Annotated in this window: 13 protein-coding genes and 1 riboswitch; of the genes, 10 read left to right on the top strand and 3 right to left on the bottom strand. The window is 70.6% G+C overall.

What is annotated here, in order from left to right:
- Positions 1-10: 10 nt before the first annotated feature.
- From OG276_RS32075 to OG276_RS32110, 8 genes are all read left to right on the top strand, one after another.
- Positions 11-913, top strand: a complete 903-nt coding sequence (locus OG276_RS32075; protein WP_266910655.1) for a DUF881 domain-containing protein — start codon at positions 11-13, stop codon at positions 911-913.
- Positions 910-1,242, top strand: a complete 333-nt coding sequence (locus tag OG276_RS32080; RefSeq protein WP_112452698.1) for a small basic family protein — start codon at positions 910-912, stop codon at positions 1,240-1,242. The genes OG276_RS32075 and OG276_RS32080 overlap by 4 nt, the downstream gene beginning before the upstream one ends.
- 5 nt (positions 1,243-1,247) lie before the next feature.
- Positions 1,248-2,147 carry a DUF881 domain-containing protein gene (locus OG276_RS32085; RefSeq protein WP_266910657.1) on the top strand — a complete coding sequence of 300 codons (900 nt, stop codon included), beginning with the start codon at positions 1,248-1,250 and terminating at the stop codon, positions 2,145-2,147.
- A 483-nt stretch (positions 2,148-2,630) separates the two neighbouring features.
- On the top strand, positions 2,631-3,170 hold the full coding sequence (locus OG276_RS40885) for an FHA domain-containing protein (RefSeq protein WP_323182383.1): 540 nt from the start codon (positions 2,631-2,633) through the stop codon (positions 3,168-3,170).
- 19 nt (positions 3,171-3,189) lie between these two features.
- Positions 3,190-3,963: a MerR family transcriptional regulator gene (locus OG276_RS32095; protein WP_266910659.1), complete on the top strand. Its 774-nt coding sequence runs from the start codon at positions 3,190-3,192 to the stop codon at positions 3,961-3,963.
- 107 nt (positions 3,964-4,070) lie between these two features.
- A complete protein-coding gene (locus OG276_RS32100) occupies positions 4,071-4,544 on the top strand; it encodes a bifunctional nuclease family protein (RefSeq protein ID WP_030009777.1) in 474 nt (157 codons plus the stop codon).
- Between the two features lie 180 nt (positions 4,545-4,724).
- Positions 4,725-5,381, top strand: a complete 657-nt coding sequence (locus tag OG276_RS32105; protein WP_266910661.1) for a MerR family transcriptional regulator — start codon at positions 4,725-4,727, stop codon at positions 5,379-5,381.
- A 153-nt stretch (positions 5,382-5,534) separates the two neighbouring features.
- Positions 5,535-7,187, top strand: a complete 1,653-nt coding sequence (locus tag OG276_RS32110) for a DNA polymerase IV (protein ID WP_266910663.1) — start codon at positions 5,535-5,537, stop codon at positions 7,185-7,187.
- A 467-nt stretch (positions 7,188-7,654) separates the two neighbouring features.
- On the opposite strand, the gene OG276_RS32115 is transcribed toward OG276_RS32110, so the two are convergent.
- Positions 7,655-8,020: a PRC-barrel domain-containing protein gene (locus OG276_RS32115; protein ID WP_266910665.1), complete on the bottom strand. Its 366-nt coding sequence runs from the start codon at positions 8,018-8,020 to the stop codon at positions 7,655-7,657.
- Positions 8,021-8,139: 119 nt separating this feature from the next.
- A riboswitch (glycine riboswitch) is annotated at positions 8,140-8,238 on the top strand.
- 198 nt (positions 8,239-8,436) lie between these two features.
- Between OG276_RS32115 and gcvP the strand changes: the two genes are divergently transcribed.
- The gene (gene gcvP / locus OG276_RS32120; RefSeq protein WP_266910667.1) at positions 8,437-11,322 is read left to right on the top strand and encodes an aminomethyl-transferring glycine dehydrogenase; all 2,886 of its coding nucleotides are present in this window, start codon (positions 8,437-8,439) and stop codon (positions 11,320-11,322) included.
- A gap of 104 nt (positions 11,323-11,426) precedes the next feature.
- Here gcvP and OG276_RS32125 read toward each other — a convergent pair whose 3' ends face one another.
- Complete coding sequence (locus tag OG276_RS32125) at positions 11,427-11,633, bottom strand: DUF5999 family protein (RefSeq protein WP_323182384.1); 207 nt, start codon at positions 11,631-11,633, stop codon at positions 11,427-11,429.
- A 269-nt stretch (positions 11,634-11,902) separates the two neighbouring features.
- Positions 11,903-12,523 carry a hypothetical protein gene (locus OG276_RS32130; protein WP_266910671.1) on the bottom strand — a complete coding sequence of 207 codons (621 nt, stop codon included), beginning with the start codon at positions 12,521-12,523 and terminating at the stop codon, positions 11,903-11,905.
- A 512-nt stretch (positions 12,524-13,035) separates the two neighbouring features.
- On the opposite strand from OG276_RS32130, the gene OG276_RS32135 reads away from it, so the two are divergent.
- Positions 13,036-14,571 (top strand): glutamate-cysteine ligase family protein, encoded by a 1,536-nt coding sequence (locus tag OG276_RS32135; protein WP_266910673.1) that lies wholly within the window; start codon positions 13,036-13,038, stop codon positions 14,569-14,571.
- Positions 14,572-14,573 lie beyond the last annotated feature (2 nt).

Here is a 14,573-nt window from a genome sequence, read left to right on the forward strand (position 1 = left end):
ACATGCGACGATGTGCGGCATGTCGCAGCCGCCCCACAACCGCAGTTCGGCACCTCCGGCGCGGCCGGACGCTTCCATGTCGCTGCTGACGCACGTGATGGACCACTCCCTCGACGAGGGCTACGCGGAGGCTTCTGCCCGGCGCCAGGCCGAGGGCACGTCCGGCCTGCCGCGGACCCTCAAGGCCAAACTGGGTCTCGCCGCCGGGCTCGTGCTCGCCGCCATGGTCGTCACCCTGGGCGCCGCGCAGGCACGGGCGACCGCGCCGGTGCTGGCCAAGGAGCGTCACGAACTCATCGACCGGGTCGAGCGGGCCGATGCGCACGCGGACGGTCTGGAGCGGGACATCGAGCGGCTGCGGGACACCGTCGCCGCCCGGCAGCGCGAGGCCCTCAAGCAGCACGGCGGCGAGCAGGGACAGCTCCTGGCCCTGCTGTCGGGAGCCACCGAAGTGCACGGGCCCGGGATCAAGCTCACGGTGGACGACGCGAAGGGCTCGACGACCGCGGACGGCTCCCAGCCGCGCGAGAGCGCCGGATTCTCGGACACCGGGCGGCTCCGCGACCGCGATATGCAGAAGATCGTCAACGGGCTGTGGCAGTCCGGGGCGGAAGCGATCTCGATCAACGGGCAGCGGCTGACGTCGCTCTCGGCGATCCGGGCCGCGGGTGACGCGATACTGGTCGACAACAGGCCGCTGGTGCCGCCGTACGAAGTGCTGGCGGTCGGCGACAAGAAGCGCCTCGGAACCGCGTTCCAGGACTCGGCGGACGGCCAGTACCTGCATGTGCTGCAGGAGAACTACGGCATCCGCTACTCCTTGTCGTCCGAGGCCGAGATGCGCCTTCCGGCCGCGTCGAGCCTGACCGTACGTACGGCTACAGCAGCAGAGCAGCAGAAGGGTGCATCGTGATCGCGGTACTGGGCCTCGTGGTCGGAGTGGTGGTCGGACTTCTCGTCCGGCCCGAAGTGCCGGCCGTGGTGGAGCCTTATCTGCCGATCGCCGTGGTCGCGGCGCTGGACGCGGTGTTCGGAGGCCTGCGCGCGATGCTGGACGGCATCTTCGTGGACAAGGTCTTCGTGGTGTCGTTCCTGTCGAACGTGGTCGTGGCGGCGCTGATCGTCTTCCTCGGCGACAAGCTGGGGGTCGGCTCGCAGCTGTCCACGGGTGTGGTCGTCGTCCTCGGCATCCGCATCTTCTCCAATGCCGCGGCCATCCGCCGGCACGTGTTCCGGGCGTGAGGCCGATGAGTACGAACGACACCCCGCCCGAGGAGCCCGGGGCCGCGGCGCAGCGGCCGAAGGAACAGCCTCCGCTGGAGCCGCCGGCCGGGCCCGTGGGCCGCGCGGCCGAGCCCGTGGCGCAGGAGGGGGCCCGGGAGGAGACCGCAGAGGCGCCGGGCGGGACCCAGCCGACCGGGCCCGAGCAGACCGGCAGGCAGCGGCTGGCGGCCGGTCTGTGGCCGCCGCGGGTGAGCCGCGCCCAACTGATCGTCGCGGTGCTGCTGTTCGTCCTGGGGCTCGGTCTGGCCATCCAGGTACGGTCGAACAGCGACTCCAGCGCGCTGCGCGGGGCCCGTCAGGAGGACCTCGTACGGATCCTCGACGAGCTGGACGGGCGGACCAAGCGGCTGGAGGACGAGAAGCAGATCCTCGACGACCAGCGCCGGGAGCTCGAAAGCAGCTCCAACCAGGCCGAGGAGGCCCGGAAGCAGACCGTGGAGAAGGAACGCCAACTCGGGATCCTGGCCGGTACGGTGGCCGCGCAAGGTCCGGGCATCGTGCTGAAGATCACGGACCCCAAGGGCCAGGTGCAGTCGGACAAGCTGCTGGACACCCTCCAGGAGCTGAGGGCGGCCGGGGCCGAGGCGATCCAGATCAACGGGGTGCGGATCGTGGCGGACTCGTACTTCTCGGACGAGGAGGACGGGGTCGCGATCGACGGTAAGAAGATCACACAGCCATATGAGTTCAAGGTGATCGGCAAGCCGCAGGACCTGGAGCCGGCGCTCAACATCCCCGGTGGCGTCGTGCAGTCGCTGGAGAAGGAGCAGGCGGTCGTCAGCGTCACACGTCCGGCGAAGATCGTTGTGGATGCCTTGCGGGCTGCGAAGCAGCCTGACTACGCTCGGTCGTCATCGTCGTGATGCGGGAGGTGCCGGAGACCGGCTCACGCGGGCGAATGCCTGCGGGGGGTCGACGCACCGAAGTCGCGGTGCGTGGTGGAAACTGTCTGATGGTTACGGACGTTGTAAGTATGTCCGGGTCGGCAGGTGTTGCATTCGGAGTTCGTCCTGCCCCACGGGCGGGTCTGTTTCGGTCAAGGGGAATCGCCCGTGAAGTTGTTTGAGAAGTTGTTCGGCAAGAAGAACCGCGAGGAAAGCGGTGCGGCCAGGCACCGCGCGGGGCACGGCGACGTGGAAGGGCAGGGCGACCGGCCGCTCTTCCGCGACGAGGTCGCCGGAGCGGGTGACATTTCGGGCGCGCACGGCGCGTCGACTGTTGACCCTGCCGGTACCGGACGCATAGGTTTCGGTGAACCATCAACCTCAAGTACGGGTGGAGGGTTTGCCCCCGACCCGTATGCCACCAATGCCTCCGCGGGGCAGCCGCGGCGCGAGGAGCCGTCCATGTCGGCCGAGCAGATTTGCAGCAGGTGCGGGCACCGCAGCGATGCGGCGAGCCGGTTCTGCTCCAACTGCGGGGCGCCGCTGCGGCCGGGTCTGACGCCGGAGCGTGCCTCGGAGACCACGTCCACCATCTCGATCTCGGGCCTGGAGGCCTACGAGGCCGAGGTGTCGGGACAGACGCACGTGTCGTCCTCGCTGTCCCCCGAGGCCCAGGCCGCGGTGGAAGCGCTGCCTCCGGGTTCCGCCCTGCTGATCGTGCGGCGCGGCCCGAACTCCGGCAGCCGGTTCCTTCTGGACGGTGAGCTGACGACGGCCGGCCGGCACCCGCAGAGCGACATCTTCCTGGACGACGTCACCGTCTCCCGGCGTCATGTCGAGTTCCGCAGGAGCCACGACGGTTTCACCGTCTCCGACGTCGGCAGCCTCAACGGCACGTACGTGAACCGTGAACCGATCGACTCCGTCGCCCTGCACAACGGCGACGAGGTGCAGATCGGCAAGTACCGGCTGGTCTTCTACGCGAGCCTGCGGGGGCACTGACCCTTCAAGGGAAGGTCCCATGCTGCGTATCCCGGCAGGCGGTGCCGCCAAGAGCGGCACCGCCACCGCCGCCTCCTCGGGCGTGCGGCTGGTGAGCATCGGAACGGTGCTCACGATGCTGCGTGACGAGTTCCCCGAAGTCACGATCTCGAAGATCCGTTTCCTGGAGGCGGAGGGGCTCGTCGAGCCCCGGCGCACACCTTCCGGATACCGCAAGTTCAGCACCGACGACGTGGAGCGCCTCGCCCACGTCCTGCGGCTCCAGCGCGACCACTACCTTCCGTTGAAGGTCATCCGCGAGCAGCTCGACGCGCTCGCACGGGGCGAGCAGATCCGCATCCCGGCGCCCACGGCGCACGGGGAGTCCGTCGACCCCACGAGCCCCGTCGCCCTCTACGGCGAGGTGGGCCGGGAGCGGCCGACCGTGGCCCGGGTGGGCCGGGCCGAGCTGATGGCCGCCGCGGAGGTGGACGAGGTCCAGCTCGTGGAATGGGAGTCCTACGGGCTCATCGCGGAGGCGCCCGGCGGCGGATTCGACGCCGAGGCGGTCACCGTGGCCCGTCTGGTGGCCGATCTCGGCCGATTCGGTCTGGAGCCGCGCCACCTGCGGGCGATGAAGGCCGCCGCCGACCGGGAGGCCGGTCTGGTGGAGCAGGTCGTCTCGCCGCTGCGCCGGCACCGCAATCCGCAGACCAGGGCCCATGCCGAGGCCACCATGAAGGAGCTCGCGGGGCTCTCCGTACGGCTGCACGAGGCCCTCGTGCAAACTGCTCTCGGGGTGCGGATCCACTGATCCCGCGGGGTTTTCGCGCCGACTTCGGGTGAGTTCGGACGGGCTTGTGGGCAGGCTTGGGGGAGCCCGACTACCCAAACCTGCCGGGCAGGTCCTAGGGTTGCTGTGTGAACGAGCTCGACGTTGTGGGTGTCCGGGTGGAAATGCCCTCGAACCAACCGATCGTGCTCCTGCGTGAAGTGGGAGGCGACCGGTACCTCCCCATCTGGATCGGACCAGGGGAGGCGACCGCCATTGCCTTCGCGCAGCAGGGCATGGCCCCTGCCCGGCCGCTGACGCACGACCTTTTCAAGGACGTGCTGGAAGCGATCGGCGAGGAGCTCACCGAAGTCCGGATCACGGATCTGCGGGAGGGCGTCTTTTACGCGGAGCTCGTCTTCGCCAGTGGAGTCGAGGTGAGCGCGCGGCCCTCCGACGCCATAGCGCTCGCCCTGCGGACCGGGACGCCGATCTACGGCAGCGACGGCGTGCTCGACGACGCCGGAATCGCGATCCCGGACGAGCAGGAGGACGAGGTGGAGAAGTTCCGCGAGTTCCTCGACCAGATCTCGCCAGAGGACTTCGGTACCGGCCCGCAGTGAGGCGCGGGTCGCGCCGTCCTCCCGGATATTTCAGCCCATTCGAGTAGCCTTTCCCCGCAATGGGGTACGGGAAACCACTCTCAGGGTGATTATCACTCGGCGTGCCGAGTGTGGCGATCGTTGACGCACCCCTGGTGACTGCCTACCTTCGAGGTGGCAGGTCAAGGACGGAGGGTCGGCGTGAGAGTCACGGGCGACGGTATGACCGGGGGCATCCCCGCACGGAGTGACGGTGGGCCGTACCCGCTGCACGGTGGTGCGGTGAACTCCGCGCGCCGTCAGCCGGAGCCCGCGCCGGTCGGTTCGGTGGGGCCGGTCGAGTCGGTGGGGGGCGAGTCCGCACCCGAGCAGGTCGGATACCGGGGGCCGACGGCGTGTGCCGCGGCCGGCATCACGTACCGGCAGCTCGACTACTGGGCACGGACCGGGCTGGTGGAGCCCACGGTGCGTCCCGCTTACGGGTCGGGGACGCAGCGCCTCTACAGCTTCCGGGACGTGGTCGTCCTCAAGATCGTGAAGCGCTTCCTGGACACCGGGGTGGCGCTGCAGAACATCCGCACCGCCGTGCAGCACCTGCGCGACCGGGGTTTCTCGGACCTGGAGCGGATGACGCTGATGAGCGACGGCGCCACCGTGTACGAGTGCACCTCGCCGGATCAGGTCGTCAGCCTGCTCCAGGGCGGCCAGGGAGTCTTCGGCATCGCCGTGGGCGTGGTCTGGCGCGATGTCGAGAACGCGCTGTCGCAGCTGCACGGGGAGCGGGTGGACACGGGCGAGACGGTGGTCAGGCACAACCCGGCCGATGAGCTGGCCGCCCGGAGGAACCGGGCCGTCTGAGGCGTGGAGCGGGGGACGGGGACGGGCCGGATGGTCCGTCCGGTCCCGACCGGGGTCTGCTTTCCCTTGCGTGCGGTTGGTGCCGGTGGGCCGCCCGGCTCGCCTGTCCCGGGGTCGGGCCGATTGTCAGTGGTGTAGGGCAGCATCGGAGCTGTGAGAGCCGCGCCGACCATCCTGCACCTGGACATGGACGCCTTCTACGCTTCCGTGGAGCAGGCGTCGAAGCCGAGCCTGCGCGGCAAGGCCGTCATCGTCGGCGGGCTCGGGCCGCGCGGGGTCGTCGCCACCGCCTCCTACGAGGCAAGGCGCTTCGGGGTGCATTCCGCCATGCCGATGGCCCAGGCACGGCGCCTCTGCCCCAACGGCGCGTGCCTGATTCCGCGCTTCAGCCTGTACCGCGAGGTCAGCGACACGGTCATGGGGATGCTCCGGGAGCTTTCCCCCCTCGTGGAGCCGCTGAGCCTGGACGAGGCCTTCGTGGACCTTGAGGCCGGCGGCGTCGCCTTCGACTCCGAGGCCGCGCGGGCCGTCGGCGAGCGGCTGAGGGCCGATATCGCCGCCGCGACCGGGCTGAGCGGTTCGGTGGGGCTCGCGGGGTCCAAGATGCTGGCCAAGGTCGCCTCCGAGGAAGCCAAGCCGGCCGGACTGCTGCTGATCGAGGTCGGCACGGAGCGGGCGCACCTCGCACCGATGTCGGTACGGACCCTGCCCGGGGTGGGGCCGGCCACCGGGGAGCACCTGCGGCGGGCCGGGATCACCACGGTGGGGGAGCTGGCGGGAGCCGGCGAGGACGAACTGGTCCGGATGGTGGGGCGCTCGCACGGCGTCGGGCTGTACCGGATGGCGCTGGGTGTGGACGAGCGGCCGGTGGTCGCCGAGCGCGATGCGAAGTCCGTTTCGGTGGAGGACACCTTCGACGTGGACCTGCACGACCGGGTGCGGATCCGGAACGAGGTGCAGCGGCTCTCCGACCGGTGTGTGGAGCGGCTGCGGGGGTCGGGGCACTCGGGGCGGACCATCGTGCTCAAGGTGCGGCGCTACGACTTCTCCACGCTGACCCGCTCGGAGACCCTGCGGGGGCCCACGGATGACCCCGCGGTGGTGCGGGAGGCTGCCGGGCGGCTGCTGGAGGCTGTGGACACCACGGGCGGGGTGCGGCTGCTGGGGGTGGGGGTGACAGGGCTGGCGGACTATACGCAGGAGGACCTGTTCGCGTTCGCCGATGCGATGGCTGCGCGGGCCGGGGCGGGTGAGGGGTCGGCTGCGGGGCCGGGGCTCGGCGCTGGCGCTGGCCTTGGCCTGGATCCGGATGCGGACCCCGATGTGGATCCCGATGCGGATCGTGCCGGCGGGGGGCAGGAGGCCGAGGTCCGGGTCCAGGGCCTGGGGAGTGGTGCCGGGCGGGGGGCCGTGGCGGGTCTGGGTGGGGCTGCTGGGCAGGGGCCGGGTGCCGGATCGGCGGAGGGGGAGGCCGGCGGGCAGGGTCTGGGCGTGGGGCAGGGCCCCGGGCACGGGCTGGGGGCTGAGTCGGGGCGTGGGGGTGGGGTGGGTCTGGAGGGTGTCGAGGGCGTGCCTGAGCGGCGGTGGGCGGCCGGGGGTGATGTGCGGCATGCGGTGTACGGGCCCGGGTGGGTGCAGGGCAGTGGGGTCGGGCGGGTGACCGTACGGTTCGAGCAGCCCGGATCCCGGCCCGGCCGGGTGCGGACGTTTCTGGTGGACGATCCCGAGTTGGAGCCGTCCGATCCGATGCCGTTGGTCGGGGACCAGGCCTTGGGGGTCGGGGGGGATGGGGTGGGGACTGGGTAGGGGGTGGGGCCGCCCTGCGGGGCTGCTGTCCCCTACCCGCCCTTCCACCGTTCCCCGGGCTTCGCCCGGACCCCTTGCAGCGTGCGGCGCCGTTCCCGGGGGCCTGCCCCCGGACCCCCGCTCCTCAAACGCCGGAGGGGCTGGAGTCTCCCCGGAGGGGCGGTAGCGGCCCCCGGAGGAGCTGGAGTGGCCCCCCGAGGGGATGGGGTGGCCTCCGGAGGGGCTGGAGTGGCCCCAGGGGTTACTGGAGTGGCCTCCGGAGGAGCTGGAATGGCCGGGGGTTGCTGGGGCGGCCTTCGGAGGGGCTGGAGTGGGCCCCGGGGTTGCTGGAATGGCCCCCCGAGAGGCTGGTGTGGCCTTCGGAGGGGCTGGAGTGGCCCCCGGGGTTGTTGGAATGGCCCCCCGAGAGGCTGGAGCGGCCCCCTGAGGGGCTGGAGTGGCCGGGGTTGCTGGGGTGGCCGTTGGGGTCAGGGGGTGTCGGGGGTCTTGTGGCCGAAGTCGTGCTGGAAGTCGGAGGGGAGGGTCAGGTCCAGGCCGTAGTGGTGGTAGAGCTGCAGCTCCTGTTCGGGGGAGAGGTGGCGGCCGACGCCGAAGTCGGGGGCGTCCTTGATGAGGGAGCGCTCGAAGGGCACGCGCAGGGTGTCGCCCACCATCTCGCTCGGCTCCAGCGGGACGAAGGCGTCCCGGCTGAAGAGTCCGGTGCGTACGGCGGCCCATTCCGGGACGCCCGTGGCGTCGTCGAGGTAGACCTCGTCGACGGTGCCGATCTTGGTGCCATTGCGGTCGAACGCCTTGCGGCCGATCAGGCTGCGGGGATCGATGTCGGTCTGCACGGTCCGGTCCCTCCATTTGGGCGCAACTCCTCCGTAAGCACTACAAAAGTGCATTTCCGGAGAGGGGGCCACTCGAGGGAGGTGCCCAGATCCTCGCTGGTAGGCTGGGTGACGGCTGTTGACCCTGTGCGGGAGAGTCCTCCGAGTGAGTGAGACGGAGGCGCCGAAGGAGCAAATCCTCCCCGGAATCTCTCAGGCATACGTACCGCACGTGGTGAGGCCACTCTGGAAAGCAGGTGCGGGAACCGGGCGCGCAGTGCCGGTCCCTCTCCTCACCGACGGTGAAAGCCGGATCTCGTGGGCGACCCCCGCGCGGCCCGGTGAAGCTCTCAGGTTGTGATGACAGAGGGGGAGGCCGTCCGGGTGCCCGCGCCGTGGTGCCCCTCGCAGGTCGTACGACCAGGAGGCCTCCGTACATGACCGCCAACCGCATTTCGCTCTCCCAGCTGGAGCGAGGCATCCCCTTCGAGCAGCGCCACATCGGCCCGGATGCCGAGGCGCAGGCGAAGATGCTCGCTCAGGTGGGCTACGGCTCCCTCGACGAGCTCACCGCCGCCGCGGTACCGGATGTGATCAAGACCACTGCCGCGCTGAACCTGCCCGAGGCGCGGACCGAGGCCGAGGTGCTCGCCGAGCTGCGTCAGCTCGCCGACCGCAACCAGGTCCTCTCGTCCATGATCGGCCTGGGTTACTACGGCACCTTCACGCCGCCGGTGATCCTGCGCAACGTCATGGAGAACCCGGCCTGGTACACGGCGTACACGCCGTACCAGCCGGAGATCTCCCAGGGCCGCCTCGAAGCCCTGCTGAACTTCCAGACCGTCGTCGCTGAGCTGACCGGGCTGCCGACCTCCGGCGCCTCCCTGCTCGACGAGGGCACGGCGGCCGCCGAGGCCATGACCCTGGCCCGCCGCGTGGGCAAGGCCAAGGGCAACATCTTCCTCGTCGACGCCGACGCGCTGCCGCAGACCATCGCGGTGATCCAGACCCGCGCCGAGCCGATCGGCATCGAGGTCGTCGTCGCCGACCTGAGCGACGGGATCCCGGCCGAGATCGCCGAGCGCGGCGTCTACGGCGTGCTCCTCCAGTACCCGGGTGCTTCCGGCGCCGTGCGGGAGATCAAGCCGGTCATCGAGCAGGCGCACGCGCTCGGCGCCATCGTCGCCGTCTCCGCCGACCTGCTCGCCCTGACCCTGCTGACCTCCCCGGGTGAGCTGGGCGCGGACATCGCGGTGGGTACCACCCAGCGCTTCGGCGTCCCGATGGGCTTCGGCGGACCGCACGCCGGCTACATGGCCGTCCAGGCCAAGCACGCCCGCTCGCTGCCCGGCCGCCTCGTCGGCGTCTCCGTGGACGCGGACGGCAACAAGGCCTACCGTCTGGCGCTGCAGACCCGTGAGCAGCACATCCGCCGCGAGAAGGCCACCAGCAACATCTGTACCGCGCAGGTGCTCCTCGCCGTCATGGCCGGCATGTACGCCGTCTACCACGGCCCGGACGGGCTGCGGACGATCGCCCGCCGCACCCACCGCTACGCCGCCCTGCTCGCCGCCGGTCTGACGGCCGGCGGGGTCGAGATCGTGCACGGCGCCTACTTCGACACCATCACCGCGCGCGTCCCGGGCCGGGCCGCCGAGGTCGTGGCCGCGGCCCGCGAGGGCGGGGTCAACCTGTACCAGGTCGACGCCGACCTGGTCTCCGCCGCATGTGACGAGACCACCCTGCGCGCCGACGTGGACGCGGTGTGGGCGGCCTTCGGGGTCACCGCCGACCTGGAGGCGCTCGACGCCACCACGGCCGACGCGCTTCCCGAGGGGCTGCTGCGCGAGGACGCGTACCTGACCCACCCGGTCTTCCACCAGCACCGGTCCGAGACGGCGATGCTGCGCTACCTGCGCAAGCTGTCCGACAAGGACTACGCGCTGGACCGCGGCATGATCCCGCTGGGCTCCTGCACCATGAAGCTCAACGCGACCACCGAAATGGAGTCGGTCACCTGGCCCGAATTCGGCCAGTTGCACCCGTTCGCTCCGGTCGAGCAGGCCGAGGGGTACCTCACGCTCATCACCGAGCTGGAGGAACGTCTCTGCGAGGTCACCGGATACGACAAGGTCTCCATTCAGCCGAACGCCGGCTCCCAGGGTGAGCTCGCCGGCCTGCTGGCCGTCCGCGCCTACCACCGGGCGAACGGCAACGAGCAGCGCACCGTCTGCCTCATCCCGTCCTCCGCGCACGGCACCAACGCCGCGAGCGCCGTGATGGCCGGCATGAAGGTCGTCGTCGTCAAGACCGCCGACGACGGCGAGGTGGACGCGGACGACCTGCGCGCCAAGATCGAGCAGTACCGCGACGAGCTCGCCGTGCTGATGATCACGTACCCCTCCACGCACGGTGTGTTCGAGGAGCACGTCGCCGACATCTGCGCCCAGGTGCACGACGCCGGCGGCCAGGTCTACGTGGACGGCGCCAACCTCAACGCCCTGGTGGGCCTGGCCAAGCCGGGTCACTTCGGCGGCGACGTCTCGCACCTGAACCTGCACAAGACCTTCTGCATCCCGCACGGCGGCGGCGGCCCGGGCGTCGGCCCGGTCGGTGTCCGGGCGCACCTGGCCCCGTACCTGCCCAACCACCCGCTCCAGCCGACCGCCGGTCCCGAGACGGGCGTCGGTCCGATCTCGGCCGCTCCGTGGGGCTCGGCCGGCATCCTGCCGATCTCCTGGTCGTACGTGCGCCTGATGGGCGGCGAGGGCCTCAAGCGCGCCACCCAGGTCGCGGTGCTCGGCGCCAACTACATCGCCAAGCGCCTGGAGCCGCACTACCCGGTGCTCTACACCGGCCCGGGCAACCTGGTCGCGCACGAGTGCATCATCGACATGCGCCCCCTGTCGAAGGCGACGGGCGTGAGCATCGACGACATCGCCAAGCGCCTGATCGACTACGGGTTCCACGCGCCGACCATGTCCTTCCCGGTCGCCGGCACGCTCATGATCGAGCCGACGGAGTCCGAGGACCTCGCCGAGATCGACCGCTTCTGCGACGCGATGATCGCCATCCGCGCCGAGATCGAGCGGGTCGCGGGCGGCGAATGGCCGGTCGACGACAACCCGCTGGCCAACTCCCCGCACACGGCGGCGGCGCTGGGCGGCGAGTGGAACCACCCGTACACCCGCGACGAGGCCGTCTTCCCGGGCGGTGTGTCGGCCGCGGAGAAGTACTGGCCGCCGGTGCGCCGCATCGACGGCGCCTTCGGTGACCGGAACCTGGTGTGCTCCTGCCCGCCGCTGGACGAGTACGACAACTGATCGGCGACGGGTCGACCATCGGTCGGCAACTGATCCGGTGACATGACGAAGGGGCCGGTCCGGGAGTTCTCTCCTGGGCCGGCCCCTTTCGTTCGCGTCGTCGGCTAGGCCGCCTTCATCACCTGCGTCGCCGCGAGAGCGCGGTGCGGGGCGATGATCTGGCCGTCCGGCAGCAGCTCACCGGTGTCCTCGAACAGCAGGACGCCGTTGCACAGCAGGCTCCAGCCCTGTTCCGGGTGAACGGCCACGGGGTGCGCGGCCTCCCTGTCGGCGGAGTCGGCGGTCGGGCATGCTGGCTTGTGCTGGCACATGGATGCGTTCTTTCGCTGCGGTGTGGTCTGTGTGCTGCGGCTCGATGCGTTGGTCATGGCCGCCCCCCGTATCAACGATTTGGCTCGGTCAGGGTCCCCAGTGTTCCCCCACGGCACCGGGTCCGCAGGGATTTCCCGGCAGCTGTCCTCATAGATTGATGACGCATCACCCGTGCGGGCGGTTCAGGTCAACTCCCCTGTCATTTCGGATGGTTCGCTGGGGGCCCGAGTGGGCTAGGCCGAATGGGCAGAACCGGCCAGGGGTCGGATCAGGCGGCCGGAGCGGCCATGGAAGGCGGGACCGGGGGCGCCGTCGGCGTGAGCCGATGGGTCAGTACGGGCAGCAGTTCGGACACGGGGTGCGGCCGGTAGGCGGCGATGCCGGGCGGTGCGGGCGCCAGCGGCACCAAGAGGTCGGCGGCGGCCGGGAGCCCGGCGGAGGCGTCGGCGCCCACCGATCCGTGCAGCCACAGGGTCAGCATGTACAGCTCCGGTACGGACAGAAGGCGCGGCTGGTAGTTCTTGCCGAGCGATTCGGCCTGGCGCAGCGCGCGTTCGGTGGCGGCGACGTAGGGGCCTTCGAAGAAGTGGGAGAAGGTCCACCCGTCCGGGGTCAGCCGGGTGTCGGCCGCCGCGACGTAGCGGTCGCCGCTGCGGATCAGGAACCGCCAGCCGGTCAGGCGGGTGCGCGGCGGCCTGCCGCCGGCGGTCAGGCCGGAGACGTGCAGCCGGTCCAGAACGTGGACGGGCAACGGCAGTTCGGCGGTCATCGGCCCCTGGAGGGCGCGCAGGGCCGGTGTGTGCGCCTCGTGGACGGCGGTGGGGGAGCCGAGGGCCGCGAGGACGCTGCGCAGGGCGGGCGCGGGAGCCGGAGGGACGTGCAGCGGCATGGTGGGTCGCCTCTCACTTGGGAGACCTGTGGAACGGGGCGGGTGCGGGGTGCGGACGGCGCTGTCGCATTCTGGGGTCAGAGGGGGGCTGAGGGGCAATGGCCGCGCGCCAACTCTCTGCCTCGCATGCGGAGTTTATCTGACATGTGTTCACGCAGTGTTTCGGCTAGCTGTCCCGCCTATTGCCGACAAGGCGCTTACCGGTCCCGCTGACGTGGCATTCATGCCGGGTGCGCGCAAAATTTCCGCGCTGACCTCGGAGGTTACCGGATGGGGGCTCGGCTGAAAAGCGTCGGTTATCGATAACCGGCAAGGTCTACGCTGTATTTGCGCATGAGCCCTTGCCAGGTGAATGTGCCAAAGCGCCTGTCGGCCAAACCGGCGCGCGCTCCCCGCCAGTCACGCCCCTTCCGCGTTATCGATCACGCCGCCGGGGCATCATCGACCGTAACGCGCGCCTGGGGGCGGATCCATTCCACGCTGCCCAGGCCCAGTCGAGGAGGGACGCTCCGATGGGGGAGAAGGTCGTGGCGGGCGGATTCGACCTGTCCGATCGGCAACGGTACCGGAGGAAGCTTCACGAGTGCCTGGAGGTACTGGAGCGACTTCTGGAGGAGAAGAGGTTCGATCGCCCCAAGAACATGATGGGGCTGGAGATCGAGTTGAATCTCGCAGGTGCCGACGGGTTGCCGAGAATGGTGAATGCGCAGGTCCTCGAGCGTATTGCGAGCAACGATTTCCAGACGGAACTGGGAATGTTCAACCTGGAGGTGAACGTCCTCCCGCACCGGCTCGGCGGCCGGGTATTCGACCAGCTCGCCGAGGAACTGAGCGCGGGTCTCGGCTATGCCCACCGGCAGGCCCTGGAGGTCGGCGCCGGGGTGGTCATGATCGGAATTCTGCCGACGATCTCGCGCACCGACCTGGTCACCGCCAACCTCTCGGCGGTGGACCGCTACTCCCTGCTCAACGAGCAGATCCTGATGATGCGGGGCGAGGACTTCGTGCTCGACATCGACGGGGTCGAGCGCCTGACCTGGACCTCCGGGTCGATCGTGCCGGAGGCCGCCTGCACCTCCGTACAACTGCACCTGCAGGTGACGCCGGCCCGGTTCGCCGACGTGTGGAACGCGGCCCAGGCGGTCGCGGCCGTACAGATAGCCGTCGGGGCCAACTCGCCCTTCCTGTTCGGGCGGGAGCTGTGGCGGGAGTCGCGGCCGCCGCTCTTCCAGCAGGCCACCGACACCCGGCCGCCCGAGCTCCAGGCGCAGGGGGTGCGCCCGCGCACCTGGTTCGGCGAGCGGTGGGTGGACTCGGCGTACGAGCTCTTCGCCGAGAACGTCCGCTACTTCCCGGCCCTGCTGCCCATCTGCGACGAGGAGGAGCCGCTGCGGGTGCTCGCCGAGGGCGGGGTGCCGAGCCTGCAGGAGCTGGTGCTGCACAACGGCACCGTCTACCGCTGGAACCGGCCCGTCTACGGGGTGGCCGACGGGGTACCGCACCTGCGCGTGGAGAACAGGGTCCTGCCGGCCGGTCCGACGGTGGCCGACGTCGTCGCCAACGCGGCCTTCTACTACGGGCTCGTACGGACGCTCGCGGACGAGCAGCGCCCGGTGTGGAGCCGGCTGCCCTTCGCGGAGGCGGAGGCCAACTTCGACGCGGCCTGCCGCTACGGCATCGACGCCCGGCTGCGCTGGCCGCGCCGGGGCCGGGGCGGGGGATTGGCGAGCGTGCCCGCGGTGCGGCTGGTGCTGGAGGAGCTGCTTCCGATGGCGGCCGCCGGACTGGACGCGTGGGGCATCGAGCCCGCCGACCGGGACCACTACCTCGGCATCATCGAGGAGCGGTGCCGGCGCCGGGTGAACGGAGCCACCTGGCAGGTGGACACGTACCACCGGGCGCTCGCGGACGGGCTGGAGCGGGACGCGGCTCTGGCCGCGACCACGCGCCGCTACAGCGAGCTCAGCCACCGGGGCGATCCCGTGCACACCTGGCCGGTGGGGCTGGGGGGTGGCGCCGCGGCGGCGGGACAGGCGGCCGCGGACTGATT

Origin of the sequence: Streptomyces sp. NBC_00086 (assembly GCF_026343255.1) — a bacterium.
GTDB lineage: Bacteria > Actinomycetota > Actinomycetes > Streptomycetales > Streptomycetaceae > Streptomyces.

What these genes read in the sequence shown, in the direction of transcription:
- OG276_RS32085 (WP_266910657.1), top strand. Translation starts at nt 1,248, where the DNA reads ATGAGTACGAACGACACCCCGCCCGAGGAGCCCGGGGCCGCGGCGCAG.
- OG276_RS32075 (WP_266910655.1), top strand. Translation starts at nt 11, where the DNA reads ATGTGCGGCATGTCGCAGCCGCCCCACAACCGCAGTTCGGCACCTCCG.
- OG276_RS32130 (WP_266910671.1), bottom strand. Translation starts at nt 12,523, where the DNA reads ATGCCGCTGCACGTCCCTCCGGCTCCCGCGCCCGCCCTGCGCAGCGTC.
- OG276_RS40885 (WP_323182383.1), top strand. Translation starts at nt 2,631, where the DNA reads ATGTCGGCCGAGCAGATTTGCAGCAGGTGCGGGCACCGCAGCGATGCG.
- OG276_RS32125 (WP_323182384.1), bottom strand. Translation starts at nt 11,633, where the DNA reads ATGTGCCAGCACAAGCCAGCATGCCCGACCGCCGACTCCGCCGACAGG.
- OG276_RS32095 (WP_266910659.1), top strand. Translation starts at nt 3,190, where the DNA reads ATGCTGCGTATCCCGGCAGGCGGTGCCGCCAAGAGCGGCACCGCCACC.
- gcvP (WP_266910667.1), top strand. Translation starts at nt 8,437, where the DNA reads ATGACCGCCAACCGCATTTCGCTCTCCCAGCTGGAGCGAGGCATCCCC.
- OG276_RS32135 (WP_266910673.1), top strand. Translation starts at nt 13,036, where the DNA reads ATGGGGGAGAAGGTCGTGGCGGGCGGATTCGACCTGTCCGATCGGCAA.